At 68.4% G+C, this 24,648-nt stretch carries 26 protein-coding genes; 15 read left to right on the plus strand and 11 right to left on the minus strand.

Annotation, left to right across the window (positions count from 1 at the left end):
• Positions 1 to 6: 6 nt before the first annotated feature.
• The 5 genes from ABD056_RS00915 to ABD056_RS00935 all read left to right on the plus strand — a co-directional run bounded on the left by ABD056_RS00915 (position 7) and on the right by ABD056_RS00935 (position 4,742).
• On the plus strand, positions 7 to 399 hold the full coding sequence (locus ABD056_RS00915) for a hypothetical protein (protein WP_343863499.1): 393 nt from the start codon (positions 7 to 9) through the stop codon (positions 397 to 399).
• 362 nt (positions 400 to 761) lie between these two features.
• The gene (gene coxB / locus ABD056_RS00920; RefSeq protein ID WP_343863502.1) at positions 762 to 1,607 is read left to right on the plus strand and encodes a cytochrome c oxidase subunit II; all 846 of its coding nucleotides are present in this window, start codon (positions 762 to 764) and stop codon (positions 1,605 to 1,607) included.
• A gap of 26 nt (positions 1,608 to 1,633) precedes the next feature.
• Complete coding sequence (gene ctaD / locus ABD056_RS00925) at positions 1,634 to 3,253, plus strand: cytochrome c oxidase subunit I (RefSeq protein ID WP_343863503.1); 1,620 nt, start codon at positions 1,634 to 1,636, stop codon at positions 3,251 to 3,253.
• 54 nt (positions 3,254 to 3,307) lie between these two features.
• A complete protein-coding gene (locus ABD056_RS00930; RefSeq protein ID WP_343863505.1) occupies positions 3,308 to 3,874 on the plus strand; it encodes a cytochrome c oxidase assembly protein in 567 nt (188 codons plus the stop codon).
• A gap of 64 nt (positions 3,875 to 3,938) precedes the next feature.
• Complete coding sequence (locus tag ABD056_RS00935) at positions 3,939 to 4,742, plus strand: cytochrome c oxidase subunit 3 (protein ID WP_343863507.1); 804 nt, start codon at positions 3,939 to 3,941, stop codon at positions 4,740 to 4,742.
• A 574-nt stretch (positions 4,743 to 5,316) separates the two neighbouring features.
• On the opposite strand, the gene ABD056_RS00940 is transcribed toward ABD056_RS00935, so the two are convergent.
• From ABD056_RS00940 to ABD056_RS00950, 3 genes are all read right to left on the minus strand, one after another.
• Positions 5,317 to 5,505: a hypothetical protein gene (locus ABD056_RS00940; RefSeq protein ID WP_343863509.1), complete on the minus strand. Its 189-nt coding sequence runs from the start codon at positions 5,503 to 5,505 to the stop codon at positions 5,317 to 5,319.
• Between the two features lie 117 nt (positions 5,506 to 5,622).
• The gene (locus tag ABD056_RS00945; RefSeq protein ID WP_343863511.1) at positions 5,623 to 5,778 is read right to left on the minus strand and encodes a hypothetical protein; all 156 of its coding nucleotides are present in this window, start codon (positions 5,776 to 5,778) and stop codon (positions 5,623 to 5,625) included.
• Positions 5,779 to 5,840: 62 nt separating this feature from the next.
• Positions 5,841 to 6,140, minus strand: a complete 300-nt coding sequence (locus ABD056_RS00950) for a (2Fe-2S) ferredoxin domain-containing protein (protein WP_343863513.1) — start codon at positions 6,138 to 6,140, stop codon at positions 5,841 to 5,843.
• A gap of 159 nt (positions 6,141 to 6,299) precedes the next feature.
• On the opposite strand from ABD056_RS00950, the gene ABD056_RS00955 reads away from it, so the two are divergent.
• Both ABD056_RS00955 and ABD056_RS00960 read left to right on the plus strand, forming a co-directional pair.
• Positions 6,300 to 6,668, plus strand: a complete 369-nt coding sequence (locus tag ABD056_RS00955; protein WP_343863515.1) for a cyclic nucleotide-binding domain-containing protein — start codon at positions 6,300 to 6,302, stop codon at positions 6,666 to 6,668.
• Positions 6,669 to 6,746: 78 nt separating this feature from the next.
• Positions 6,747 to 7,532, plus strand: coding sequence for a DUF502 domain-containing protein (locus ABD056_RS00960; RefSeq protein WP_343863517.1), 786 nt, complete (start codon positions 6,747 to 6,749; stop codon positions 7,530 to 7,532).
• Between the two features lie 191 nt (positions 7,533 to 7,723).
• On the opposite strand, the gene ABD056_RS00965 is transcribed toward ABD056_RS00960, so the two are convergent.
• Entirely contained in the window at positions 7,724 to 8,842 is a 1,119-nt protein-coding gene (locus ABD056_RS00965) for a saccharopine dehydrogenase family protein (protein WP_343863519.1), read from the minus strand.
• Positions 8,843 to 8,985: 143 nt separating this feature from the next.
• Between ABD056_RS00965 and ABD056_RS00970 the strand changes: the two genes are divergently transcribed.
• The 7 genes from ABD056_RS00970 (at position 8,986) to ABD056_RS01000 (ending at position 14,292) form a co-directional block, all read left to right on the plus strand.
• A complete protein-coding gene (locus ABD056_RS00970) occupies positions 8,986 to 9,414 on the plus strand; it encodes an Lrp/AsnC family transcriptional regulator (RefSeq protein ID WP_343863521.1) in 429 nt (142 codons plus the stop codon).
• Between the two features lie 98 nt (positions 9,415 to 9,512).
• Entirely contained in the window at positions 9,513 to 9,722 is a 210-nt protein-coding gene (locus ABD056_RS00975; RefSeq protein WP_343863523.1) for a DUF2061 domain-containing protein, read from the plus strand.
• Positions 9,723 to 9,890: 168 nt separating this feature from the next.
• Positions 9,891 to 10,829, plus strand: coding sequence for a glycine betaine ABC transporter substrate-binding protein OsmF (osmF, locus tag ABD056_RS00980; protein ID WP_343863525.1), 939 nt, complete (start codon positions 9,891 to 9,893; stop codon positions 10,827 to 10,829).
• Between the two features lie 11 nt (positions 10,830 to 10,840).
• Positions 10,841 to 12,055, plus strand: a complete 1,215-nt coding sequence (locus tag ABD056_RS00985) for an ABC transporter permease (RefSeq protein WP_343863527.1) — start codon at positions 10,841 to 10,843, stop codon at positions 12,053 to 12,055.
• Positions 12,052 to 13,152, plus strand: a complete 1,101-nt coding sequence (locus ABD056_RS00990; RefSeq protein ID WP_343863529.1) for an ABC transporter ATP-binding protein — start codon at positions 12,052 to 12,054, stop codon at positions 13,150 to 13,152. The genes ABD056_RS00985 and ABD056_RS00990 overlap by 4 nt, the downstream gene beginning before the upstream one ends.
• Positions 13,149 to 13,925 (plus strand): ABC transporter permease, encoded by a 777-nt coding sequence (locus ABD056_RS00995; RefSeq protein ID WP_343863531.1) that lies wholly within the window; start codon positions 13,149 to 13,151, stop codon positions 13,923 to 13,925. The genes ABD056_RS00990 and ABD056_RS00995 overlap by 4 nt, the downstream gene beginning before the upstream one ends.
• Before the next feature lie 82 nt (positions 13,926 to 14,007).
• The gene (locus ABD056_RS01000) at positions 14,008 to 14,292 is read left to right on the plus strand and encodes a hypothetical protein (RefSeq protein WP_343863533.1); all 285 of its coding nucleotides are present in this window, start codon (positions 14,008 to 14,010) and stop codon (positions 14,290 to 14,292) included.
• Positions 14,293 to 14,368: 76 nt separating this feature from the next.
• On the opposite strand, the gene hydA is transcribed toward ABD056_RS01000, so the two are convergent.
• The 5 genes from hydA to ABD056_RS01025 form a co-directional block, all read right to left on the minus strand.
• The gene (hydA, locus tag ABD056_RS01005; RefSeq protein WP_343863535.1) at positions 14,369 to 15,829 is read right to left on the minus strand and encodes a dihydropyrimidinase; all 1,461 of its coding nucleotides are present in this window, start codon (positions 15,827 to 15,829) and stop codon (positions 14,369 to 14,371) included.
• Between the two features lie 81 nt (positions 15,830 to 15,910).
• Positions 15,911 to 17,452: an NCS1 family nucleobase:cation symporter-1 gene (locus ABD056_RS01010; protein WP_343863537.1), complete on the minus strand. Its 1,542-nt coding sequence runs from the start codon at positions 17,450 to 17,452 to the stop codon at positions 15,911 to 15,913.
• A 46-nt stretch (positions 17,453 to 17,498) separates the two neighbouring features.
• The gene (preA, locus tag ABD056_RS01015; RefSeq protein ID WP_343863539.1) at positions 17,499 to 18,779 is read right to left on the minus strand and encodes an NAD-dependent dihydropyrimidine dehydrogenase subunit PreA; all 1,281 of its coding nucleotides are present in this window, start codon (positions 18,777 to 18,779) and stop codon (positions 17,499 to 17,501) included.
• Between the two features lie 28 nt (positions 18,780 to 18,807).
• Positions 18,808 to 20,205 carry an NAD(P)-dependent oxidoreductase gene (locus tag ABD056_RS01020; RefSeq protein WP_343863541.1) on the minus strand — a complete coding sequence of 466 codons (1,398 nt, stop codon included), beginning with the start codon at positions 20,203 to 20,205 and terminating at the stop codon, positions 18,808 to 18,810.
• A gap of 74 nt (positions 20,206 to 20,279) precedes the next feature.
• The gene (locus ABD056_RS01025; RefSeq protein ID WP_343863542.1) at positions 20,280 to 21,551 is read right to left on the minus strand and encodes a Zn-dependent hydrolase; all 1,272 of its coding nucleotides are present in this window, start codon (positions 21,549 to 21,551) and stop codon (positions 20,280 to 20,282) included.
• A gap of 521 nt (positions 21,552 to 22,072) precedes the next feature.
• Here ABD056_RS01025 and ABD056_RS01030 point away from each other — a divergent pair.
• Entirely contained in the window at positions 22,073 to 22,714 is a 642-nt protein-coding gene (locus tag ABD056_RS01030; RefSeq protein ID WP_343863543.1) for a TetR/AcrR family transcriptional regulator, read from the plus strand.
• A gap of 7 nt (positions 22,715 to 22,721) precedes the next feature.
• On the opposite strand, the gene ABD056_RS01035 is transcribed toward ABD056_RS01030, so the two are convergent.
• Complete coding sequence (locus tag ABD056_RS01035; RefSeq protein WP_343863545.1) at positions 22,722 to 22,958, minus strand: type II toxin-antitoxin system Phd/YefM family antitoxin; 237 nt, start codon at positions 22,956 to 22,958, stop codon at positions 22,722 to 22,724.
• Positions 22,959 to 23,129: 171 nt separating this feature from the next.
• Complete coding sequence (locus tag ABD056_RS01040) at positions 23,130 to 24,620, minus strand: CoA-acylating methylmalonate-semialdehyde dehydrogenase (RefSeq protein WP_343863547.1); 1,491 nt, start codon at positions 24,618 to 24,620, stop codon at positions 23,130 to 23,132.
• Positions 24,621 to 24,648 lie beyond the last annotated feature (28 nt).

Here is a 24,648-nt window from a genome sequence, read left to right on the forward strand (position 1 = left end):
ATGGTCATGGCTATCAGAGGGATGGGCGCCGCCGCGGCGGCCGCGGTGCTGGTTCTTTCGGCAGGGGCGGCCCTGGCCGACGGCATGCCGCCGGAATTCGCCGATCCGGTCGTGCGCCCGGCGCCGCCGCCGGTGGTGCAGGCGCCGGTGCAGCCGGCCCCGCCGCCGCCGGTCGCCCTGGTGCCGGAGCCGGTGCTGCCCGACGTGCCGCCGCCTCCGCCCCCCTTCCTGGTCACCTTCGGCGAATCGGTCGGCTACTTCGCCCGCACCGGGTTTGAGTCGGTCCGCCAGAGCGCGTCGTTCTACTGCGCCGGCTATGGCCGCACGGCGGTGCTCGACAGCCGCTTCCGCATCGGCAGCGACTGGTATTCGCGCTTCCGGTGCATCCCGTCAGCCTGACGGTCTTCATCAGGATTACTTCCAACGAGTGGCGGGCGACAGTCCCGCCACTTTCGTTTCTGGCTGCCGCCATCGCGTCGAGAAACTTTCCGCAAAAGTCGGAAAATAGCCGGTCAGGGCGGGGCTGAATGCGCTGCAGCAAAGGCAAAGCCTCTACTTCTCGTGTGGCCTGACCGCGCTTAAAAACCCTTCAAGTTACTCAGGAAGGGGCTTGCTCCTGCTGCTGCGAATCCCCCATACTCAGGTCAGGTGCAAGAAAACAAACAAGCGTTCGCAGGGACTGGTCGCCGTTTCAGGGCTCCATTGGTCACCCGGAAAGACCCCAGGCACCACGGCACCGTCCAGCCAAGGGAGGCCAGGACATGTCATTGCACTTGCTGCGGCCGCGTAACGTCTGCGCTGCCGCCCTTGCCGCCACGGCCGTGGCAGTTGCCGGCGGAGCCGCACTCGCCGGCCAGCCGGAACCATGGCAGATGAACATGCAGTCTCCGGCGTCGCCGACCATGGAGCGCATCTACGGCCTGCACAACTACATCACCCTGGTGATGATCGCCATCGTGGTGCTGGTCACGGCGCTGCTGGGCTGGTGCGTCCTGCGCTACAACCACCGGCGCAACCCGGTGCCGTCGCGCACCAGCCACCACACGCTGCTGGAAATTGCCTGGACGGCGGTGCCGGTGCTGATCCTGGTCACCATCGCCATCCCGTCGTTCCGGCTGCTCTACTTCATGGACCGCACGGAAGAGGCGGACATGACCCTCAAGGTCATCGGGCACCAGTGGTACTGGTCCTTCGAGTACCCGGACCATGACGACGTCGCCATCGACAGCTTCATGAAAGGCGACGAGGACCTGGAAGACGGCGAGCCGCGCCTGCTGGCAGTGGACAACGTGATCGTGCTGCCGGTCCAGGCCAATATCCGCATCATCGTCACGTCCGACGATGTCATCCACAGCTTCGCCATGCCGGCGCTCGGCCTGAAGACCGACGCCATCCCCGGCCGCCTGAACGAGACCTGGGTGCGCATCGAGCAGCCGGGCCTGTACTACGGCCAGTGCTCGGAACTGTGCGGCGTCAACCACGCCTTCATGCCGGCGGCCATCCGCGCCGTCCCGCAGGAGGAGTTCGACGCCTGGATGAGCGAGACGCAGGCCGCCCAGGGCATCATCCCGGGCAGCGGCCGCGCCACCGAACTCGCCGAGCGATAAGAAACGGCTGGACAGGGGACTGGACCATGTATCAGGGAACGGCCAACGACGCGCACGCCCACGGCCATGACGACCACGCACCCACCGGCTGGAAGCGGTGGGTGTTCTCCACCAACCACAAGGACATCGGGACGATGTATATCGTCTTCGCTGTGGTGGCGGGGCTGATCGGCGGCTACATGTCGCTGGTGATCCGGGCCGAGCTGTACGAGCCCGGCCTGCAGGTGCTGGGCGGCGACAACCAACTCTACAATGTCTATGTCACCGCCCACGGGCTGGTGATGATCTTCTTCGTGGTCATGCCGGGGCTGATCGGCGGGTTCGGCAACTGGTTCGTGCCGCTGATGATCGGCGCGCCCGACATGGCCTTCCCGCGCATGAACAACATCAGCTTCTGGCTGCTGCCGCCGGCCTTCCTGCTGCTGATGGCGGCGATCTACACCGGCATCGGGCCGGGCACCGGCTGGACGCTCTACCCGCCGCTGTCGGATACCCTGTCGCACGGCGATGCCGCCGTCGACCTGGCGATCCTGGCGCTGCACATCGCCGGCGTGTCGTCCATCCTGGGCGCCATCAACTTCCTGGTGACCATCATCAACATGCGGGCGCCGGGCATGACCATGTTCCGCATGCCGCTGTTCGCATGGTCCATGTTCGTCACGGCGTTCCTGCTGCTGATGGCGGTGCCGGTGCTGGCCGGCGCGCTGACCATGCTGCTGACCGACCGCAACTTCGGCACCACCTTCTTCGACCCCTCCGGCGGTGGCGACCCGCTGCTGTACCAGCATCTGTTCTGGTTCTTCGGCCACCCCGAAGTCTACATCATGATCCTGCCGGCCTTCGGCATCGTCAGCCATGTCATCTCCACCTTCTCGCGCAAGCCGGTGTTCGGCTACCTCGGCATGGTGTGGGCGATGGTGGCCATCGGCGGCATCGGCTTCGCGGTGTGGGCGCACCACATGTACACGGTGGGCATGAGCGTCGATACCCGCGCCTACTTCATCATGGCGACCATGCTGATCGCCGTGCCGACGGGCATCAAGGTGTTCTCGTGGATCGCCACCATGTGGGGCGGCTCCATCGAGTTCAAGACGCCCATGCTGTTCGCGGTGGGCTTCGTGTTCCTGTTCACCATCGGCGGCGTCACCGGCGTGGTGCTGGCCAATGCCGGCGTCGACATCGTGCTGCACGACACCTATTACGTGGTGGCCCACTTCCACTACGTGCTGTCGCTCGGCGCGCTGTTCGCCATGTTCGCCGGCTTCTACTACTGGATCGGCAAGATGTCGGGCCGCCAGTACCCGGAGACGCTGGGCAAGATCCACTTCTGGCTCACCTTCATCGGCGTCAACCTGACCTTCTTCCCGCAGCACTTCGCGGGTGTGGCCGGCATGCCCCGCCGCATCCCCGATTACCCCGACGCCTTCACCGGCTGGAACCAGATTTCCACCGTCGGCGCGTTCATCGGCGGCTTTGCGGCGTTGTTCTTCTGCTTCGTGATCTGGCGCACGCTCTATGCCGGCGAGCGGGCGGCGTCCAACCCGTGGGGCGAGGGCGCGACGACGCTGGAATGGACCCTCAGCTCGCCGCCGCCGGTCCACGCCTTCGACGAGCCGCCGGTCATCCCCGGCCGCGCGGCGGAGTAGCCAGCCACCGGCGGGGTGCGCCCCGCCCGACGGAAGAAGCAGGAGGCCCAGGCCATGCCCGATCATCCCCCGGCCCGCAGCCGCAGCAACGCCCGCGTCGGGCTGATCTTCGCCGGCGTCGCCGTCGGCATGGTCGGGCTGGCCTTCGCCTCGGTGCCGCTCTACCGCCTGTTCTGCCAGGTCACCGGCTACGGCGGCACGCCCATGGTGGTGAGCGATGCCTCCGGCGTTTCGGTGATGGAGGGGCACCCGGTGACGGTGCGCTTCGACGCCTCCCTCAACGGCCGCATGCCGTGGCGGTTCGAGCCGCTGCAGAAGGACATCACCGTGCCGCTCGGCCAGGACACGCTGGTCGCCTACCGGGCGCAGAACAGGTCGGACCGGGCCATCGTCGGCACCGCCACCTTCAACGTCACTCCCGCCAAGGCGGCCCAGTACTTCAGCAAGATCGAGTGCTTCTGTTTCACCGAACAGCGCCTGGAGCCGGGCGAGTCCATCGAGATGCCGGTGACGTTCTACGTCGATCCGGCCATCCTTGATGATCCCCACGCCCGCGACGTGCGCACCATCACGCTGTCCTACACCTTCTTCGAGAAGAAGGGGCGGGACGGGTCTTCTTGACCGGACCGCGACGGGCCGCGCCGCACGTACCAGACGGCCCGCGCCATGCAAGGGAGCGCAAGCGATGAGTCAGGTTCAGGGCCACTCCGCCCGCAAGCACCCCTTCCACATTGTCGATCCCAGCCCCTGGCCCTTCGTCGGGTCGGTGGGGGCCTTCGTGCTGGCGATCGGCGCCGTGCAGTATTTCCACGACGCGCCGCCGTGGCTGATGCTGGCCGGCTTTGCCATCCTGATCGTCACCATGTTCGGCTGGTGGCGGGACGTCATCAACGAAGCCATGGTCGACAAGGCCCATACGGAAAAGGTGCGCCTCGGCCTGCGCATGGGCATGGGCATGTTCATCGCGTCGGAGGTGATGTTCTTCGTCGCCTTCTTCTGGGCCTACTTCAACAGCGCCCTGATGGTCAGCCCGGGCGTCACCGAATGGCCGCCGGAAGGGATCGAGACCGTCCACGCCTGGGGCATCCCGGCGCTGAACACGGCCATCCTCATCACCTCCGGCGTCACCCTCATGTTTTCGGCCTCGGCGCTGAAGAAGGGCAACCGCGGCAGCCAGCTGTTCTTCCTGGGGCTGACGGTGGCGCTCGGCGTGCTGTTCCTCGGGCTGCAGATGTATGAGTACGGCGTGGTGGCCTTCGGCTTCACCGAGGGCATCTTCCCCTCCGTCTTCTACATGGCGACCGGCTTCCACGGCTTCCACGTGTTCGTCGGCGTGTGCTTCCTGGCGGTGATGTTCATGCGCAGCCTGAAGGGGCACTTCGGACCGGGGCGCGAGGCGCTCGGCTACGAGGCCGCCGAGTGGTACTGGCACTTCGTGGACGTGGTGTGGATCTTCCTGTTCGTGGTGTTCTACTGGTGGGTCGGCTGAGCCGCCCACGGCCCTGCGCCAGCCTTCCTTGCAGGCCCGGCCGCCGTCTGGCGGCCGGGCTTTTCATTGCGGCAGAATGGGCTTGCATCGGCCGCCGGGGGTGGAGTATTGTCCCGCCACCTCACAGCAGCACCGGCCTCACGGTGCAACTTATCCACAGGCTGAGATCATAGGCGCGCAAGCGGACCAACAGGGTTGGTGCCGCTCTTTTGTGCGTCTGCGGCATGGGGTGTTCCATTCATCCTCTTGACACACCGGACGACGTAAAACTGTCTCGGAAGGTTCCAACGCCAGCAAATCCAAGGGATTTGAGGCAACCTTTCGATTCTTGTCGAGTCGTTGTCTTATACCTATGTCGCTGCCTCTTCCGTGGGCGGCCCCGTTTGCCGCTTTCTTAGGCAAAGAGGTGAGGGCCCCGGCGGGGTGCCGCATGCGGACCGCTCTGCACAGACTTATCCACAGGAAGTGGGGAAAAGCTGGTGGGGCTTGCGGGCGGGGTGGGGGTAGGGGGGGAGAATGAAAAAAGGGCGCCCGGCGGGCGCCCCTTCATCGTGCTGCGGCGTGCGGCTGACCGTCAGGTCGGCTCGCCCGGCAGGTTGATCTCGGCAGTCGGGTCTGCCTCCACCAGGCGGGCCACTTCCTCGTAAGCGGCCGCATTCTGCTCCATCTGCTCGGCGAGGCTGGGGTTGTCCTGACCGACGGCCCGGAAGAAATTGGCGGCGCCGCGGAGCATGTCGCCGGCGATGTTGGCAATGGTGGCCATGAGGCTTCCCCTGATGTTGTGCGAGTGTGCGCGGCCCCAGGCTAGCAAGCCGGCCTGTACCGGGTCAAACGCGGCAGTCCGGCCGGCCGTTACATTTTTTGCGGCGGCAGCGGGGTGTCAGGCGTTGCCGGGCACCGCTTCGATCCACCAGATCATGTTGGGCTGCGCCTGGCGTTCCTGGGCGAGGCGGAACTCGGCCAGGTACCGGCTGAGCGGGCGGGTCAGGGCGCCGGTGGCGCCGGACAGGGGGGACTTCCACAGCACACGGTACATGGGGGCCTCCGTTGCGACAGGATGGCCACCACTTTGGGCGTAGACCCAAGGGATAATCAAGCCTATAAATTTTGCGCTTTAGTACCAGTCAACCGCTCCGCCACCGCCGCCCGTACCGGGTCCAGATCATCGGGGGCCAGCCGGTGCAGAACGGCGCCGCCGACCACCCGGGCGTTGGGTCCGATGCTGCAGTACCCGAAGCAGACGCCTTCCTCCACCACCGCCGGCAGCCGCCCGGCGGCGGCCTCGGCCCGCAGGCCGGCCAGCACCGCCGCCGCCCCGCGCGCCCCGCAGGAGGAGGCGTGCAGGCCGTACCGGCTGTGGGTGCAGACCAGCACCCGGCAGGGAGTGGCGTCCGGCATGGCGGCACCTTGGTTTATCGAAAGGGGTAGGGCAGTGTAAAACCTACCACGCCGCTGGGACAAGCGCCGAGATTTCGCCCTGCGCTGCCATCGCAGGTGGAACGTCGGTGGCGACGCCGCTATAACCACAGCAGGGAGACTGCAGCAGGGGGACGGATCATGCAGCAGATGGAGCCGAAGCAGCGTATCGTCGAACGCAAGGTGTTCTACGCTGGCCAGTACGTGTTCCGCGAGGGCGAGGAGGGCAACCTGGCCTATCTGGTGCAGGAAGGCACCATCGAGATCATCAAGCGCACCCCGGTCGGCGACAAGCTGCTGGGCGAGGTGTCGCGCGGCGGCATCTTCGGCGAGATGGCGCTGATCGACAGCCAGCCGCGCATGGCTTCGGCGCGGGCGGCGGAGCAGACGACGCTGATCGTGGTGACCCGCGACCAGTTCGAGCGCAAGCTGCGCGATGCCGACCCGTTCATCCGCGGCCTGCTCAATATCTTCGTCCGCAACATCCGGCAGATGGCGGCCAAGGGCTGATCGTCATGCCGCGGTCGTTGAACTGGCCCGGGGAATACTCCACATTCTCCGGCATGATCCCCGTTTGTGCGGACCCCGATGAGTCACGATCACACCACGCCGACCCCTGATCCTTCGCCCCACGACCATTCCCACGACCTGCCCCCCGTCAAGCCGCGCATGACGCTGGGCGGGCGGCTGCGGGCGTACTTCTTCGCCGGTATCCTGGTGACGGCGCCGGCCGCCATCACCTTCTACGTCGCGTGGCTGTTCATCGGCTTCATCGACGAGCAGGTGACCAGCCTGCTGCCCAGCCGCTACAACCCGAACGAGATCCTGCCGTTCTCCATCCCCGGCCTCGGGCTGGTGATGCTGGTGGCGGCGCTGACCATGATCGGCGCCTTCACGGCCGGCTTCCTCGGTCGCATGGCGCTGCGTTTCAGCGAGGCGGTTCTGGCCCGCATGCCGGTCATCCGGTCGCTGTACGGGGCGGTGAAGCAGATCTTCGAAACGGTGCTCGCCACCCAGTCCACCGCCTTCCGGCAGGTGGTGCTGGTGGAGTATCCGCGCCGCGGCATCTGGGCCATCGGCTTCGTCTCCGGCGTCACCAAGGGCGAGGTGCAGAACCTGACGGCGGACGAGGTGATCAACGTCTTCCTGCCGACCACGCCCAACCCCACCTCCGGCTTCCTGCTGTTCGTGCCCCGGCGCGACCTGGTGGTGCTGAACATGAGCGTCGAGGACGGCATCAAGATGGTGGTGTCCGGCGGCATCGTCACACCGCCCGACCCGCGCCCGGCGGAGGAAGCCAAGGTACCCCTGGTGCGCTCCAACGAACCCGAACCGCCGGCACCGGTGCCGGAAGACCGCCAGCCGGCGGGGTGAGTTGCCTTAAACCACCAAGACACAAAGGCAACAAGAGGGCGGCGAGTGTGGCGGATGCCTTGCCCGGTCGGCGCCGGTGGCGGAGGTACTGCGCGCAAGGCGCGCAAAGACTCACCTGCCGAAAAGGAAGCGAGGCTGCGGCCATCCTGCCGCAGCCTCTTGGTGTACTTGGTGCCTTGGTGGCTAAAACCTCACTCCGCCGCCAGCCGCGGTGCCTCCGCCGGGAGGTCTTCCGGGCGGGCGTAGGTGCGGCCGAAGCGGTTGTTCAGGAAGTCTGCCAGGCGGATGTCCTCCTGCCGCACGAAGCCCTGCTGCGGCAGGTGGCCGCTCGCCAGCAGGTCGAGCACGGCGCAGATGCCGGCGGCGGTGGTCGCCTGGATGCCCGAGTACAGCTTGCCGTCGATCTCGCGGCCGTAGACCTTGTGGGCGTAGCTTTCCTGCATCAGCCGGCCCTGCTTCCAGCCCGAGACGGTGACGAAGATCAGGATCACGTCCTGCATGGTCGCCGGGATGGCGTTTTCCAGGATGTCTTTCAGCACGTCGCGGCGGCTGGCGAGGTTCAGATCCTGCAGCAGCGCCTTCATCAGGTCGCGGTGGCCGGGATAGCGCACCGACTTGTAGTTCATGGTGCGCACCTTGCCGGCCAGCGTCTCGCACAGGGTGCCGAGCCCGCCGGAGGTGTTGAAGGCCTCGTAGCGCACGCCGTCGAGGCTGAATTCCTCGCGCTCTTCCAGGGCCGGAACGGCGGTCAGGCGGCCGTTGACGATGGCCTCGCAGGGCTCGATGTACTCGTTGATGACGCCGTCGGTCGACCACGTCAGGTTATAGTTGAGCGCATTGCTGGGATAAAGCGGCAGGGCGCCGACGCGCATGCCCACCGTATCCAGCCGCTCGAACCGCTGCGCCAGGTCGTGGGCGACGATGGAGATGAAGCCCGGCGCCAGGCCGCACTGGGGGATGAAGGCGGTGGCGGCGCCCTTGGCGAAGCCCTTCACCGCCTTGGTGGAGGCGACATCCTCGGTGAGGTCGAGGTAATGCACGCCGGCGGCGCGGGCGGCTTCCGCCACCTTCACGGTCAGGTCGAAGGGCAGGGCGGACAGCACCGCGTAACGGCCGCGCATGGCCGCCGTCAGGGCCGCCACGTCGGAGGCATCGAGCACCAGCGTCTTCACCCCCGCCTTCTTCGGCAGGCGGTCCAGCGCCGCCTGCGAGCGGTCGGCGACGGTGACGGCATAGTCGCCGGTCAGCGCCAGGAAGTCGCAGATGGTCTCGCCGATCTTGCCGCCGCCGAGTACGAGAATGTCGCGCATGAGAACTCTCCCAGATCGAGTGAAGCCGAGCGTCCTTGTCGGGCTCTTGAGATCCAGTGTGGCGGTCAGCGGTGTCGATTTGAAGCGGCGCTTCTGCCAGAATGGCGGCAGTTTGCAGTCAAAGTGACGGAAGGTTCGGCGGAATGATGGATGACCTCGACCGGCGGCTGCTGGAGTGCCTGCGCCTGGACGCCCGCGAGAGCACGGCGGCCCTGGCCCGCAAGCTGCGGCTGTCGCGCTCCACCGTGCAGGCGCGGCTGCGGCGGCTGGAGGAAACCGGCGTCATCGCCGGCTATACGGTGCGGCTGGCGGAGGACGTGTCGGCCCGGCTGATCCGCGCCCACGTCATGCTGAGCGTCAGCCCCAAGCTGGCGGCCGGCGTCGTCCACGCCCTGCGCAAGATGGAGGGGGTACGGGCGCTGCACACCATCAGCGGCGCCTATGACATGATCGCCATCGCGGTGGCCGAGACCATGGGGGCCATGGACGCCCTCATCGACCGCATCGGCGCGGTGGAGGGGGTGGAGCGCACCACCACCTCCATCCTCATGACCACCAAGTTCGAGCGATAAAAGCGATCAAAAACGGTCGGATTATCGGCGTGATAATGAGAGCGGTTCGCAATACCTTGGGGCATCGGAACACAGCCACCCGAGCCAGGGAGCGGACCATGAAGAGCCTGACCAAGACCGTCACTTTCGCCATCGTGCACTTCACGGTCGCCTTCACGGTGGCCTACCTGCTGACCGGCAGCATCGCCATCTCCAGCGCCGTGGCGCTGGTGGAGCCGGCGGTCAACACCGTCGCCTTCTACTTCCACGAACGGGCGTGGGAGATGGTGGAGAAGGCCCGGCGCTGGGGCGGGTTCGCCGCCGCCTGACCCCGCCGCCGGTCATCGGGCGGCGCGACCTGCGGTGCGGCGGTTGCGGATCGGGGGGCGGCCTCTCACCTTCTGGCTGAGGCGGCAAGGGTGGTGCGCTGCGGCTCATGCCGCTAGACTCAGGCCTCTGACGCTTCTCCGACAGACGGCAGGCAGGAGAGACCGCCCATGATCCGCACCGCCCGCACGCTCCTCGGCGCCGCTTTGGCCGCCGTGATCGCCGCCGCGCCCCTGGCCGCCGCCGGGGCCGCCGAGCGCATCACCGTCGCCTCCAAGATCGACACCGAGGGCGCGCTGCTCGGCAACATGATCGTGCAGGCGCTGGAGGCCGCCGGCTTCCAGGTGGAGAACAAGCTGCAGCTGGGCCCGACCAACATCGTGCGCGGCGCCCTGCTGGCCGGCGAAGTCGACCTTTACCCCGAGTACACCGGCAACGGCGCCTTCTTCACCAAGACCGACGACGACCCGGCCTGGAAGGACGCCGCCGCCGGCTACGAGAAGATCCGCCAGATGGACCTGGAGCAGAACGCCCTGGTCTGGCTGCCGCCGGCGCGGGCCAACAATACCTGGGCCATCGCCGTGCGCGGCGATGTGGCGCGTGAACACAACCTCGCCACCATGGCCGACTTCGGCGCCTGGGTGAAAGGCGGCGGCGAGGTGCGGCTGGCTGCCTCGGCCGAGTTCGTCGAGAGCCCGGCGGCGCTGCCCGCCTTCCAGCAGGCCTACGGCTTCGAGCTGTCGCAGGATCAGCTGCTGGTGCTGTCGGGCGGCAACACCGCCGCCACCATCCGCGCCGCCGCCGAAGGGACCAGCGGCGCCAATGCCGCCATGGTCTACGGCACCGACGGCGCCATCGCCGCCGCCGAGCTGGTGGTGATGGACGATCCCGAGGGCGTGCAGATGGTCTACGAGCCGGCGCCGGTGGTGCGCAAGGCGGTGCTCGACGCCCATCCGCAGATCGCCGAGGCGCTGGCGCCCATCTTCGCCGCCCTCGACCGCGAGACGCTGCAGGAGCTGAACGGCCGCATCCAGGTGGACGGCCTGCCGGCCCGCCAGGTGGCGCGGGAGTGGCTGGACAGCCGCGGCCTCGCCGGCACCGCCAACTGAGCCGGCCGGTTTTGAGCATTTCCTCCGTGGATGCCGCCGGCGCGGCTGACCGCCGCCGCCGGTGGGTGGCCGACCGGGTGCTGCTGACCCTGTGGATCGCCGGCGCGGCGGCGGCGCCGCTGCTGCCCTTCGCCGGCCTCGCCCGCAACCGTCTGGTCTCCGCCGCGCCAGTGGAACTGGCGGCGGCCCTGCTGCCGTGGCAGGCGTGGACGGCGGCCGGGCTGGCGGCGCTGCTGCTGGTGGCAGCGGTGGCCTCGCCGCTGCCGCGCCGGCTGGCGGAAGGGCTGGTTCTGGCGGCGGCCGGCGGGCTGCTGGTGCTGCTGCTGGCGGCGGTGGGCGACTACGCCGGTCGCGCCGTCTCGCCGGAGGCGCCGGCGGCGCGGGTGGCGCTCGGCTCCGCCTTCTGGGTGCTGCTGTTCTGCTGCACCCTGGCGCTGATCAACGCCTTCCAGCGGCTGCGGGCCGGGCTGGCGCCGCAGGTGCTGTTCGCCCTGGCGATGACGGCGGCGGTGGCGGCGCTGTTCGCGCTTGGCCACTTCGACGCCCTGTCGATCATGCGCGAGTATGCCAACCGCAGCGATGCCTTCGGGTCGGAGCTGCTGACCCACCTGCGGCTGGTCGGCTCTGCCCTGCTGCCGGCGCTGGCCCTCGGCCTGCCGCTGGGCCTGTGGGCGTGGCGGCGGCCGGCGGTGCGGACGGGGCTGTTCGGCCTCCTCAACGTCTTTCAGACCATCCCGTCCATCGCCCTGTTCGCCCTGCTGGTGGCGCCGCTGTCGGCGCTGGGCGACGCGGTGCCGGCCCTGAAGGCGCTGGGGGTGAAGGGCATCGGGGCGGCGCCGGCGGTGATCGCGCTGGTGATCTATGCCCTGCTGCCGGTGGTCCGCAACACCTACGCCGGCTTTGCCGGGGTGCCGCCGGCGGCCATCGAGGCGGCGCGCGGCATGGGCATGACCCCCCGGCAGGTGCTGTGGCGGGTGGAACTGCCGCTGGCCCTGCCGGTGATCCTGTCCGGCCTACGTATTGTGACGGTCCAGGCCATCGGGCTGACGGTGGTGGCGGCGCTGATCGGCGCCGGCGGCCTTGGCACCTTCATTTTCCAGGGGCTCGGCCAGTACGCCATCGACCTGGTGCTGCTGGGCGCCATTCCCACCATTGTTCTCGCCGTCGCCGCCGATTTCCTGCTGCAGATCCTGGTGGCGCTGAGCCGGCCCAAGGGGGCACGATGATCGAACTGCATGGCCTGACCAAGCTTTACGACGACGCGCGGGTGGTCGACGACGTGTCGCTGACCGTCGATCAGGGCGAGTTCTGCGTCCTCATCGGCCCCTCCGGCTGCGGCAAGTCCACCACGTTGAAGATGATCAACCGGCTGGTGCCGCTCACCTCCGGCCGCATCCTGCTGCACGGCGAGGACGTCGCCGCGCTGCCGGCGGAGCAACTGCGGCGGCGCATCGGCTATGCCATCCAGTCCATTGGCCTGTTCCCGCACTGGACGGTGGCGCAGAACATCGCCGTGGTGCCGACGCTGCTGAAGTGGCCGAAGGCGCGCATCGCCGACCGGGTGGAGGAACTGCTGGCGCTGCTGCGCCTGGATGCCGACGGCTTCCGCGACAAGTACCCGCACGAACTGTCCGGCGGTCAGGCGCAGCGGGTGGGGGTGGCGCGGGCGCTGGCCGCCGACCCCGACGTGATGCTCATGGACGAGCCCTTCGGCGCCCTCGACCCCATCACCCGCGAGGTGCTGCAGGCGGAACTGGCGCGGGTGCATCACGAAACCGGCAAGACCATCGTCTTCGTCACCCACGACATGGACGAGGCGCTGAAGCTCGCCACCCGCATCGCGGTGATGAACGAGGGCCGGCTGGTGCAGTACGACCGGCCGATCGAGCTGCTGTTCTCCCCCGCCGATGATTTCGTGCGCGACTTCCTCGGCAAGGCGGACCTCGGCCTCAAGCTGCTGACCCGGCGGTGGGTGCATCAGTACGTGGCGCCGGCGCCGTGGGCCGACCGGCGGGCCTCCATGGGCTCGCTGCGGGACATCGTCGCCACCCACGGCCACGTCTGGCTGGTGGACGGCGACGGCCGGCCGGAGGGTTTGTTCGGCGCCCGGCTGTGGCGGGCCGAGGGCGATCCGCTGGGCGAACTCAGCCGCATCCACCCGGACTGGCTCGCCACCCCGGAGATGACCATGAAGGAGGCGCTGTCGCGCATGGTGTGGCGTCGCGTGCTGGCCCTGCCGGTGGTGGACGCGGACGGCCGGCTGTCCGGCGAGGTCACCATGGCCGGCGTCATGGGCCGCCAGCCGGAAGGGGCGGCGGCATGACCGAGGCGACGGTGCTCGCCCCGCCCGCCGCCGGCCGCCGCCGCGCCCGGCCGCTGCTGCTGGCGGTTCTGGCGCTGGTGCTGGTCGGGCTGGTGCTGTTCATGCACGAGCTGGAGCCCCTGTTCCGCGCCTGGTTCCCCGACCTCGACCGCCCCATGTACCGGCGCGAGACCTTCCTGCGGCTGACGCTCGATCACGTCCTGCTGGTGCTGGTGTCGTCGGCGGTGTCGGTGGCGGTGGGGGTGTCGGCCGGCATCTTCGTCACCCGGCCGGCGGGGCGGGAGTTCGCGCCCATGGTTTCCGCCCTGTCCGCCATCGGCCAGACCTTCCCGCCGGCGGCGGTGCTGGCCATCGTGGTGCCACTGGCCGGCTTCGGCTTCGTGCCGACCATCGTCGCCCTGACCCTCTACGGCCTGCTGCCGGTGGTGCAGAACACCATCGCCGGCCTGGGAACCGTGCCGCCCGCCACCCTGGAGGCCGCCCGCGGCACCGGCATGAGCCGCTGGCAGATCCTGACGCGGGTGGAGCTGCCGCTGGCCATGCGGGTGATCATCGCCGGGGTGCGGGTTTCGGTGATCATCAACATCGGTACCGCCACCATCGGCTCCACCGTCGGCGCCCGCAGCCTCGGCACCCCCATCATCGCCGGCCTGGTGGGCGACAACATCGCCTATGTCATCCAGGGCGCGGCGGTGGTCGGCCTGCTCGCCATCGTCACCGACATGGCCTTCGAACAGGTGGAACGCCGGTTCACCTTCGGCGGGAGGGGGTGAGGGCGAGGGGGAGGTTGAGCGCGGCGCCCTTTCGGCTCATGCTGCCGGCAGCAATCAAACCGATTCCCTCTCCGAGGCCGCCATGCTGACTCCTCGTCAGTCGATCCCCCGCATCACCGGCGTGAAGGCCCTGCCGTCGCAGGGCCTGCGGGTCCGCTGGGATGACGGGCGGCAGAGCGACATCTGCCTCGCAGACTGGGTGGCGGCCCTTGATCCTGCCGTCACTCCGGCAGCGTCGGCCTGGGCGACCCTGCGCATCGTCGATTTCGGCGCCGCCGTGCAGTGGGGGGACGATACCGGCTGCGCCATCGACAGCCTGCATCTGCGCCTGTTGGCCGATGAGCAGCAACCACCGGAGCAAGTCTAAAAAATCGGGGGAGACCCGTTCTGGATCTCCCCCAAGTCGGGGCCTGTGTGTACGGCCTCTGGGAGCCCTGGGAGGGTTACTCCGCCGCAACCTTGCCGCCGCGGTCGACGGCGGTGGGGCGGAGGCGGTCGGCGGTGCGCTTCAGGGTGTCGAACACCGGCGCGAAGGCCGGGCGCTCGATGTGGCGGCCGGAGCCGCGTTCGGCCTCAAGCGACCCGTTGCGGTACTTGACGACGCCGGCCGAGATGGTCACCGCCGGCAGGCCCGTCACCGTCATCCCTTCGAAGATGTTGAAGTCGACGTTCTGGTGGTGGGTCCTGGCGGAGATGGTCTTGGTCGCCGCCGGGTCCCACACCACGATGTCGGCATCGGCTCCGACGGCGATGGCGCCCTTGCGCGGGTGGATGTTGAAGATCTTGGCGGCGTTGGTGCTGGTGACGGCCACGAACTCGTTCATGGTCAGCCGGCCGGAGTTGACGCCGTGGTGCCACAGCACCGCCATGCGGTCCTCGACGCCGCCGGTGCCGTTGGGGATCTTGGTGAAGTCGTCCTTGCCGGCCGCCTTCTGGTCGGCGCAGAAGCAGCAGTGGTCGGTCGCCGTGGTGTGCAGGTTGCCGGACTGCAGCCCCTTCCACAGCGCCTCCTGATGCTCCTTGCTGCGGAACGGCGGGCTCATGACGTGGGCGGCGGCGAACTCGAAGTCGGGGTGGCGGTAGACGCTGTCGTCCACCAGCAGGTGGCCGGCCAGCACCTCGCCATAGACCCGCTGGCCGTTGGCGCGGGCGGCGGTGATGGCCTCCAGCGCCTCCTTGCACGAGGTATGGACGATGTAGAGCGGCGTGCCGAGCACCTGGGCGATGCGGATGGCGCGGTGGGCGGCTTCGCCCTCCACCTCCGGCGGGCGGGACAGCGGGTGCCCCTCCGGCCCGGTGATGCCCATGTCGCGGATCTTCTGCTGCAGGCGGAAGACCAGCTCGCCGTTCTCGGCGTGGACGGTCGGCATGGCGCCCAGTTCCAGCGCCCGGCTGAAGCTGTTGGCCAGGATCTCGTCGTCGGCCATGATGGCGTTCTTGTACGCCATGAAGTGCTTGAAGCTGTTGACGCCGTGCTCGTTCACCAGCGTGCCCATGTCGCGGTGGACGGTTTCGTCCCACCACGTCACGGCGACGTGGAAGGAATAGTCGGCGCAGGCCTTCTCCGACCACTCCCGCCACTGGCGCCAGGCGTCCATCAGCTGCTGCTGCGGCGCCGGGATGACGAAGTCGATGATCATGGTGGTGCCGCCCGCGAGGCCGGCGGCGGTGCCGGTGTAGAAGTCCTCGCTGGCGACCGTGCCCATGAAGGGCAGCTGCATGTGGGTGTGCGGGTCGATGCCGCCGGGCATGACATAGGCGCCGCCGGCATCCACCACCTCGCAGCCGGCGGGAGCCTCCAGGTCCGGGCCGACGGCGACGATGCGGTCGCCCTCGCACAGCACGTCGGCGCGGGTGGTGGTCTCGGCGGTGACGACGGTGCCGCCCTTGATGAGCAATGCCATTGTCGATCTCCCAGGTCTTGGTCGTTGGTCGTTGGTCTTTGGTCGTCGGGCGCAACGGGTGAGGGAAGGGGAACCCCCCGCTTACGCGGAGGGCGCCACCTCGGTGGTCGGGGCGCTGCCGGCTTCCGCCGTGCGCTTGCCCCACATCAGGCCGCCATAGACCGCGCCGGCGATGGCGAGGCCGACGAACCAGGCATAGCCGTAGATCGTGGTCCAGAAGGCGCCGATGCCGTCGACCAGGCCGGCCGCACCCAGGAAGCCGGGCAGGTTCGGCAGGATGCCGACCACCAGGGCGATGACGGCGGCCGGGTTCCAGCCGTTGCTGTAGGTGTAGCGGCCTTCGCGGAACATGGCCGGCACGTCGGGCTCGGTCTTGCGGATCAGGAAGTAGTCGACGATCAGGATGCCGGCGATGGGGCCGAGCAGGGCCGAATACCCCACCAGCCAGGTGAACAGATAGCTGCCGGCGCTTTCCAGCAGCTTCCACGGGAACATGGCGATGCCGATGCCGGCGGTGATGTAGCCGCCCATCTTGAAGCTGATCTTGTTGGGCGCGAGGTTGGAGAAGCCGTAGGCCGGCGCCACCACGTTGGCGGCCAGGTTGGTGGTCAGCGTCGCGATCATCAGCGCGAACAGGGCGATGATGACGCCGAAGCCGCCCATCTTGCCGGCCAGCGCCACCGGGTCCCAGATCGGTTCGCCGAAGATGACGACGGTGGCCGAGGTGACGGCGACGCCGATGAAGGCGAACAGCGCCATGGGCAGCGGCAGGCCGATCATCTGGCCGACCACCTGGTCCTTCTGGCTGCGGGCGAAGCGGGTGAAGTCGGGGATGTTCAGCGCCATGGTGGCCCAGAACCCGACCATGGCCGTCAGGCCCGGCCAGAACACTGCCCAGAACTGACCTTCCTTGGCCCCGCCGGCGACGAAGGCCGAGGGGGTGGAGAGCATCTCGCCGAAGCCGCCGGCCTTCATGTAGGCCCAGGCCAGCAGCGCCAGACCCATCAGCAGCAGGAACGGCGCCGCCAGGTTCTCCAGCCAGCGGATGGACTCGGTGCCGTGGCGGATGAACCAGACGTGCAGCGCCCAGAAGGCGAGGAAGCACAGCGTCTGGGCGATGTCGATGCCGAGGAAGGGCAGCGGCTCACCCTTGAAGACGTCGCCGGTCAGGGCGTTCAGGATGACGTAGATCGCCATGCCGCCGACCCAGGTGTTGATGCCGAACCAGCCGCAGGCGACCAGTCCGCGCATCAGCGCCGGCAGCTTGGCCCCGTGGGTGCCGAAGCTGGAGCGCAGCAGCACCGGGAAGGGGATGCCGTGCTTGGTGCCGGCATGGCCGATCAGCATCATCGGGATCAGCACGATGACGTTGCCGAGCAGCACCGTCACCACCGCCTGCCACCAGCTCATGCCTTCCGACACGAGCCCGGCCGACAGCATGTAGGTGGGCACGCAGACCACCATGCCGACCCACAGGGCGGCGATGGACGACCACTGCCACGTCCGCGCCCCCGGTGTGGACGGCGCCAGATCCTCGTTCCAGAGGGCGGGATCGGCGCCGGCGAAGCGTTCGTGGGCGACGCCGAACTCGTCCTTCACTTCCGTGTATTTTGTCTCGACCATTGTGTGCGCTCCCTGTTTGCGCAGAGGTGATGCCGGACCCGCTCTTTTATGCGGCGGGTTCCTTGCGCATCGGATTATTCGGGTGTTGGGTCCAGTTCAGGTACGTCCTCCCGTCGTCCACCCGTTCCATGGTGATGCAGTCCGGAACGGGGCAGGCGAGCATGCAGAGGTTGCAGCCGACGCAATCCTCGTCCACCACCTCGAACTTGCGCATCTCGGCGCCGTCGGTGTGGTAGCGGATGGCCTGGTGGCTGGTGTCCTCGCAGGCGATATGGCACAGCCCGCACTTGATGCACTTGTCCTGGTCGATGCGGGCCTTGATGTCGTAGGCCATGTTGAGCTGGTTCCAGTCGGTGACGTTGCCGACGGCCATGCCGCGGAAGTCCTCGATGGTCCGGTAGCCCTTGGCGTCCATCCAGTTGTTGAGGCCGTCGATCATATCCTCGACGATGCGGAAACCATAGTGCATCGCTGCGGTACAGACCTGCACGCTGCCGCAGCCGAGGGCGATGTATTCCGCCGCATCGCGCCAGGTGGAAATGCCGCCGATGCCCGACATGGGCAGGCCGTGCGTCGCCGGGTCGCGGGCGATTTCCGCCACCATGTTGAGCGCGATGGGCTTCACCGCCGGGCCGCAATAGCCGCCGTGAGTGCCCTTGCCGTCCACCGTCGGGGTCGGCGCCATGATGTCGAGGTCGACCGAGACGATGGAGTTGATGGTGTTGATGAGCGACACGCCGTCCGCCCCGCCGCGCTTGGCGGCCCGCGCCGGCTGGCGCACGTCGGTGATGTTGGGGGTCAGCTTCACCAGGCAGGGCATGCGGGAATGCTGCTTCACCCAGCGGGTGACCATCTCCACATACTCCGGCACCTGGCCGACGGCGGCGCCCATGCCGCGTTCGCTCATGCCGTGGGGGCAGCCGAAGTTGAGTTCGACGCCGTCGCAGCCGGTGTCTTCCACCAGCGGCAGGATGAACTTCCAGTCGTCCTCGTTGCAGGGAACCATCAGACTGACCACCACGGCGCGGTCGGGCCACTTGCGCTTGACGTCCTTGATCTCGCGCAGGTTCACCTCCAGCGGGCGGTCGGTGATGAGTTCTATGTTGTTGAGGCCGGCGATGCGGGTGCCGTTGTAGTCGACGGCGCCGTAGCGCGAGCTGACGTTGACCACCGGCGGGTCGATGCCGAGGGTCTTCCACACCACCCCGCCCCAGCCGGCGCGGAAGGCGCGTTCGACGTTGTACTGCTTGTCGGTGGGCGGCGCGGAGGCCAGCCAGAACGGGTTCGGCGACCGGATGCCGGCGATGGTGCAGCGAAGATCCGCCATGTCGTCGTTCTCCTGTAATCGGGCCGCGTCAGGCGGGCAGAGGGGCAGGGGCGAGGGAGCCGGCATCGGCCGCCACGGCGGCGCGCAGCCAGGCGTCGATGGCGATGGCGGCGCGCTTGCCGTCCTCCACCCCGGCGACGGTCAGATCCTGGCCGCCGGCCACGCAATCGCCGCCGGCCCAGACGCCGGGCAGGGAGGTGCGGCGGGTTTCGTCCACCTTGATGCGCCCCTTCTCCAGCTCCAGCACCTCGATGCCGCCTTCCTGGATGGCGGCGGGCAGGAAGGTCTGGCCGATGGCCTTCAGCACCACGTCGCAGGGGATGACGCGGGTTTCGCCGGTTTCCACCAGCCGGCCGGAGGCATCGGCGGCGGTATAGGCGAACTCGACGCCGGAAACGGTGCCGCCCTCGGCCAGCACGCGCGTGGGCGCCAGCCAGTGCTTGACGGTGACGCCGTTCACCTGGGCGAATTCCTGCTCCACCCAGGTCGCCGACATCTGCGCCGGGCCGCGGCGGTAGACCAGCGTCACGTCCTCGGCGCCGAGCTTCTTGCTCTGCACGGCGGCATCCACCGCCGTGTTGCCGCCGCCGATGACGACGACGCGGCGGCCGACCGGCAGGGCGCTCAGGTCCGGCGCCTGTCGCAGCTCGGCGATGAAGTCGACGGCGTTGCGCACGCCGGGAAGGTCTTCGCCCTCCGCCCCCAGCGCATTGACGCCGGCAAGGCCGAGGCCGAGGAACACGGCGTCGAACTGCCGCCGCAGGGCGGTGAGGGTGATGTCGCGGCCGAGCACCATGCCGGTCTGCACGGTGATGCCGCCGATGGCGAGCAGGTAGTCGACTTCCTTCTGCGCGAAGTCGTCGACGGTCTTGTAGGCGGCGATGCCGTATTCATTGAGGCCGCCCAGCTTGTCGCGGGCCTCGAATACCGTCACCTCGTGGCCGAGCATAGCCAGCCGGTGTGCCGCCGACAGGCCGGCCGGGCCGCCGCCGACCACGGCGACACGGCGCCCGGTGGGGGCGGCGCGCTCGAACAGCTGGGTGCCGCTGGCGAACAGGGCGTCGGTGGCATAGCGCTGCAGTGCGCCGATCTCCACCGGCTTGTGGCCCTCGGCATTGCGGACGCACTTGTCCTCGCACAGGATCTCGGTCGGGCAGACGCGGGCGCACATGCCGCCCATGATGTTGGCCGACAGGATATCGTGGGCCGAGCCCTTGAGGTTGCCGGTCGAGATCTTGCGGATGAAGCTCGGGATGTCGATGCCGGTCGGGCAGGCCTTGATGCAGGGCGCATCATAGCAGTAGTAGCAGCGGCTGGCCTCAATGACGGCGTTCTTGGCGTCCAGCGGCGGGTGGGCGTCGGCGAAGCCGGCGGCCAGCTGATCGGCCGGCAGGCGGCCGGGCGTGATGTCTCCCGTGTGGGTCATGGGATCTCCCCGTTCCGTGTGTCGGATCGTGTGTCTTGTTATGTCTGTGGGGCCGGGCAGTGGGGGGGGCGGGATCAGGCCGGGGCGGTCTCCTTCACGGTTTCGTTGGCCTTTTGCAGCATGGCGTGCAGCAGCACCTCGCAGCCGGCGGCGACCCATTCCGGGGTGGCGTCCTCGACCTCGTTGTGGCTGATGCCGTCGATGCAGGGGATGAAGATCATGGCGGTCGGCGCCACGCCGGCCAGGTAGCAGGCGTCGTGGCCGGCGCCGGAAACCATGTCGCGGTGGCTGAAGCCGCCCTCGGCGACACCCTTGCGCACGGCGGCGACACAGCTGGCCTCGAACTTCACCGGCTTGTAGTAGAAGATCTGCTCCAGCTCCGCCGTCAGGCCGATCTCGCCGGCGATGCGGTCGACCTCGGCGCGCAGTTCCTTGTCCATCTCCGCCAGCACGTCGTCGGAGGGGTGGCGGAAGTCGACGGTGAAGAAGACGCGGCCGGGGATGACGTTGCGGGAGTTGGGGTAGACGTTCATCATGCCGACCGTGGCGCAGGCCAGCGGTGCATGGGAAAGGCCGATGCGGTTGACCGCATCCACCACCCGCGCTGCGCCCAGCAGGGCATCCTTGCGGCGGCTCATGGGGGTCGGGCCGGCGTGGCTCTCGACGCCGGTGAAGGTCAGTTCGTACCAGCGCTGGCCCTGCGCGTCGGTGACGACGCCGATGGTCTTGTCCTCGGCCTCCAGGATCGGGCCCTGCTCGATATGGGCCTCGAAATAGGCGCCGACCGGGTGGGTCTTCCAGGAGGGCTCGTCAGGGCCGGCGTAGCCGATGCGCGCCAGTTCCTCGCCCATGGTCTTGCCGTCCTGGTCCTTGCGCGTAAGGCCATAGTCGACGTCGAACACGCCGGCGAAGACGCCCGAGGCCACCATGGCGGGGGCGAAGCGCGATCCTTCCTCGTTGGTCCAGACCGCCACTTCCACCGGCGCTTCCGTCTCGTAGCCGAGGTCGTTGAGGGTGCGGATCACCTCCAGCCCCGCCAGCACGCCATAGACGCCGTCGAACCGCCCGCCGGTCGGCTGGCTGTCGAGGTGGGAGCCGGTCATGACCGGCGGCAGGGCCGGGTTCTTCCCCTCGCGGCGGGCGAAGATGTTGCCCATGCGGTCGACGCGGATGGTGCAGCCGGCCTCCTTGCACCACTGCACGAACAGGTCGCGGCCCTGGCGGTCGAGGTCGGTCAGCGCCAGGCGGCAGACGCCGCCCTTGGGCGTGGCGCCGATCTTGGCCATCTCCATCAGGCTGTCCCACAGGCGCGGGCCGTTGATCTTCAGGTTGGGAAGGGCGGTCATCTCGGTTCTGCTCCCTGGTGTGTCTGGGGGCGGACACGGGCGCGGCCCTGCGGGCAAGCGCCAGGGTTCGCGGCCGATGGGTCGGCCACGGCGGACGGGGCGCACCGGCACCATGCGCAAACACTCCCTCGACGCGGCTTGCTCATGCGGCAAGCGCGGCAGGAGGCGGCATCGTGGGTCACCGGCGCGGACGCAGGATCAGGCAACGGCCGTCATGGCCGGGCCCGCCTAGCGCGGGTCAGGATCTGTAGCTGGTACTGGCGTTGGTGTGGCGCATATCCGTCTCCCAGTAGCGCCGCCCCGGCCGACCCCGGGGTGGTACAAAGACGCGGCGGCGTGTGTTTCCCGCCTTTCCCGCGACGTTCCTTCGTCGGCCCGCCGGCGCCTCCCTTAGGGCCGGTGGACACGGGCTCTTGCTTGTGGTTTTTGTGGTCAAGGCCCGTTGTCGACGGTTCAATGCTAGTCATCTCCTGACCGATCGGTCAAGATAGGAAGTGAGCAATTTGGTGGGAAAAAACGCCATGTCCGCGCCGGTGAAAACCCTGCCGGGAACAAGAAAATCGGCCATCCGGCAGGAAAACCAGGCGCATATCCTGCTGGCGGCTGAAAAGGTGTTTGCCGAATACGGCTATAAGGGGGCGACGACCGGCCTGATTGCCGAAGTGGCGGGTGTGCCGAAGGCCAACGTGCACTATTATTTCGGCACCAAGGAAAACTTGTACCGCCATGTGCTGGAGGACATCGTCGCCACCTGGTTCGCGGCGGCGGCGGAGTTCGATTCGCTCGACGACCCGGAAGCTGCCATCAGCCACTACGTGCGGCTGAAGCTGCGGCTGTCGAAGGAGCGGCCGATGGGATCGAAGGTCTTCGCCAACGAGATCATCCACGGCGCCCCCCACCTCATCGGCTACCTTCAGACCACCCTGCGGCAATGGGCCGACGCCAAGGCGGCGGTGATCGAGCGCTGGGCGGAGCAGGGCAAGATCCGCCCGGTGGACCCGCGCCACCTGCTGTTCATGATCTGGGCAACGACGCAGACCTACGCCGACTTCGGCGTCCAGGTGCGGGCGGTGCTGGGCGTGGAGGAACTGACCGACGCCGACTACGAACGGGCGGCGGAAACGCTGACGACGGTGATTTTGCGGGGGCTGCTGGCGGGGTGAGGGAGGGTCAGCGGGGAGCCGTAATCTCGAACTCGGCCACCGGGCAGGCTTCCATCACCTCCACCAGCGTCATGGACGGGCGGCTCAGTCGTTCGAACTCTTCCGCCGAAATGACGACGGCGGCGTCGCGGCCATGCACCGTCACCCGCTGCGGGCCAACGTCGCGGGCTTTGCGGATGAGATCCGAAAAGCGGGCCTTGGCATCCTCGGTGGACCAGGCCGGAATGTGGTCGAGATGGCCCATGGCATGCTCCTGACGGGTCTGGTCAGACTATAGCGCACCGCCCCCCGAACACAAAGCGGCCCGCGCCAGGGCTTGGGCGCGGGCCGTAGGTTGGGCGCGGGGTGATGCCGGACCCCGTGCCGGTTACGGGACGCCACAGGCGTCGCTTGGTCGTAGCGAGTGCCGCAGGCGTCACATGGTCGGGAAGTTGAACGCCGCGCCGGCGCGGATGCCGGTCGGCCAGCGCGAGGTCACCGTCTTCAGCTTGGTGTAGAAGTGCACGCCCTCCGGCCCATAGATGCCGTGGCTGCCGAAGATCGACCGCTTCCAGCCGCCGAAGCTGTGGTAGGCCACCGGCACCGGGATCGGCACGTTGACGCCCACCATGCCCACCTGGATGCGCGCCACGAAGTCGCGGGCGGCGTCGCCGTCGCGGGTGAAGATGGCGGTGCCGTTGCCGTACTCATGCTTGTTGATGAGGGTCACGGCCTCTTCGTACGATCCGGCACGCAGCACGCTCAGCACCGGGCCGAAGATTTCCTCCTTGTAGATGCTCATGTCGGGCGTCACCCGGTCGAACAGGGTGCCGCCGAGGAAATAGCCGTTCTCGTAGCCCTGCAGGCGGAAGCCGCGGCCGTCCACCACCAGATCGGCGCCTTCCTTCACGCCGGCGTCGATGTAGCCCGACACCTTGTCCAGGTGCTGTTTGGTGACCAGCGGCCCCATCTCGGCGTCGCTGTCGGTGGAGGGGCCGATCTTCAGCGCCCGCACCCGCGGGGCCAGCTTCTCCACCAGACGGTCGGCGGTGTCCTCGCCCACCGGCACGGCGACCGAGACGGCCATGCAGCGCTCGCCGGCGGAGCCGTAGCCGGCGCCCATGAGGGCATCGGCCGCCTGTTCCAGATCGGCGTCGGGCAGGATGACCATGTGGTTCTTGGCACCGCCGAGCGCCTGGACCCGCTTGCCGTGGGCGGTGCCGGTGGCATAAACGTATTCGGCAATGGGGGTGGAGCCGACGAAGGACACCGCCGCCACGTCCGGGTGGGTCAGCAGCCCGTCGACCGCCGCCTTGCCGCCGTGCAGCACCACCAGCGCCCCTTCCGGCACGCCCGCCTCGTGCGCCAGTTCCACCACCAGATTGGCGGCGGAGGGGTCGCGTTCCGACGGCTTCAGGATGAAGGTATTGCCGCAGGCCAGCGCCACCGGGAACATCCACAGCGGCACCATGGCCGGGAAGTTGAACGGCGTGATGCCGGCGCAGACGCCCAGCGGCTCGCGCATGGCGAAGCTGTCGATGGCCGGGCCGACCTCGCGCGAGAACTCGCCCTTCAGCATCTGCGGGATGCCGCAGGCGAATTCCACCACCTCCAGCCCGCGCTGCACTTCGCCCAGGGCGTCGGGGTGGGTCTTGCCGTGCTCGGCAGAGATGGCGGCCGCGATGCGGTCGGCGTTGTCCTCCAGCAGCTGCTTGTACTTGAACATGACGCGGGCGCGGCGCATGGGCGTCAGGCCGGACCATTCGGGGAAGGCCGCCTTGGCGGCGGCGACGGCGGCATCGACCTCGGCCGCGCCGGCGCTGGCGACCGATCCGGTCTGCTCGCCGGTGGCCGGGTTGAACACCGGCGTGCCGGAGGCCTCGGTCGCCTGGGCGAGGCCGGGGATCTTGTGCGTGATGAAACCCATCAAACGGGTCCTCCCTGGGGATTTTCTT

Source organism: Caenispirillum bisanense (assembly GCF_039523075.1).
Lineage (GTDB): Bacteria > Pseudomonadota > Alphaproteobacteria > Rhodospirillales > Rhodospirillaceae > Caenispirillum > Caenispirillum bisanense.

Excerpts from the sequence above, each read along its gene's own strand:
- ABD056_RS00915 (WP_343863499.1), top strand. The coding sequence starts at position 7 with ATGGCTATCAGAGGGATGGGCGCCGCCGCGGCGGCCGCGGTGCTGGTT.
- coxB (WP_343863502.1), top strand. The coding sequence starts at position 762 with ATGTCATTGCACTTGCTGCGGCCGCGTAACGTCTGCGCTGCCGCCCTT.
- ctaD (WP_343863503.1), top strand. The coding sequence starts at position 1,634 with ATGTATCAGGGAACGGCCAACGACGCGCACGCCCACGGCCATGACGAC.
- ABD056_RS00930 (WP_343863505.1), top strand. The coding sequence starts at position 3,308 with ATGCCCGATCATCCCCCGGCCCGCAGCCGCAGCAACGCCCGCGTCGGG.
- ABD056_RS00935 (WP_343863507.1), top strand. The coding sequence starts at position 3,939 with ATGAGTCAGGTTCAGGGCCACTCCGCCCGCAAGCACCCCTTCCACATT.
- ABD056_RS00940 (WP_343863509.1), bottom strand. The coding sequence starts at position 5,505 with ATGGCCACCATTGCCAACATCGCCGGCGACATGCTCCGCGGCGCCGCC.
- ABD056_RS00945 (WP_343863511.1), bottom strand. The coding sequence starts at position 5,778 with ATGTACCGTGTGCTGTGGAAGTCCCCCCTGTCCGGCGCCACCGGCGCC.
- ABD056_RS00950 (WP_343863513.1), bottom strand. The coding sequence starts at position 6,140 with ATGCCGGACGCCACTCCCTGCCGGGTGCTGGTCTGCACCCACAGCCGG.
- ABD056_RS00955 (WP_343863515.1), top strand. The coding sequence starts at position 6,300 with ATGCAGCAGATGGAGCCGAAGCAGCGTATCGTCGAACGCAAGGTGTTC.
- ABD056_RS00960 (WP_343863517.1), top strand. The coding sequence starts at position 6,747 with ATGAGTCACGATCACACCACGCCGACCCCTGATCCTTCGCCCCACGAC.
- ABD056_RS00965 (WP_343863519.1), bottom strand. The coding sequence starts at position 8,842 with ATGCGCGACATTCTCGTACTCGGCGGCGGCAAGATCGGCGAGACCATC.
- ABD056_RS00970 (WP_343863521.1), top strand. The coding sequence starts at position 8,986 with ATGATGGATGACCTCGACCGGCGGCTGCTGGAGTGCCTGCGCCTGGAC.
- ABD056_RS00975 (WP_343863523.1), top strand. The coding sequence starts at position 9,513 with ATGAAGAGCCTGACCAAGACCGTCACTTTCGCCATCGTGCACTTCACG.
- osmF (WP_343863525.1), top strand. The coding sequence starts at position 9,891 with ATGATCCGCACCGCCCGCACGCTCCTCGGCGCCGCTTTGGCCGCCGTG.
- ABD056_RS00990 (WP_343863529.1), top strand. The coding sequence starts at position 12,052 with ATGATCGAACTGCATGGCCTGACCAAGCTTTACGACGACGCGCGGGTG.
- ABD056_RS00995 (WP_343863531.1), top strand. The coding sequence starts at position 13,149 with ATGACCGAGGCGACGGTGCTCGCCCCGCCCGCCGCCGGCCGCCGCCGC.
- ABD056_RS01000 (WP_343863533.1), top strand. The coding sequence starts at position 14,008 with ATGCTGACTCCTCGTCAGTCGATCCCCCGCATCACCGGCGTGAAGGCC.
- hydA (WP_343863535.1), bottom strand. The coding sequence starts at position 15,829 with ATGGCATTGCTCATCAAGGGCGGCACCGTCGTCACCGCCGAGACCACC.
- ABD056_RS01010 (WP_343863537.1), bottom strand. The coding sequence starts at position 17,452 with ATGGTCGAGACAAAATACACGGAAGTGAAGGACGAGTTCGGCGTCGCC.
- preA (WP_343863539.1), bottom strand. The coding sequence starts at position 18,779 with ATGGCGGATCTTCGCTGCACCATCGCCGGCATCCGGTCGCCGAACCCG.
- ABD056_RS01020 (WP_343863541.1), bottom strand. The coding sequence starts at position 20,205 with ATGACCCACACGGGAGACATCACGCCCGGCCGCCTGCCGGCCGATCAG.
- ABD056_RS01025 (WP_343863542.1), bottom strand. The coding sequence starts at position 21,551 with ATGACCGCCCTTCCCAACCTGAAGATCAACGGCCCGCGCCTGTGGGAC.
- ABD056_RS01030 (WP_343863543.1), top strand. The coding sequence starts at position 22,073 with ATGTCCGCGCCGGTGAAAACCCTGCCGGGAACAAGAAAATCGGCCATC.
- ABD056_RS01035 (WP_343863545.1), bottom strand. The coding sequence starts at position 22,958 with ATGGGCCATCTCGACCACATTCCGGCCTGGTCCACCGAGGATGCCAAG.
- ABD056_RS01040 (WP_343863547.1), bottom strand. The coding sequence starts at position 24,620 with ATGGGTTTCATCACGCACAAGATCCCCGGCCTCGCCCAGGCGACCGAG.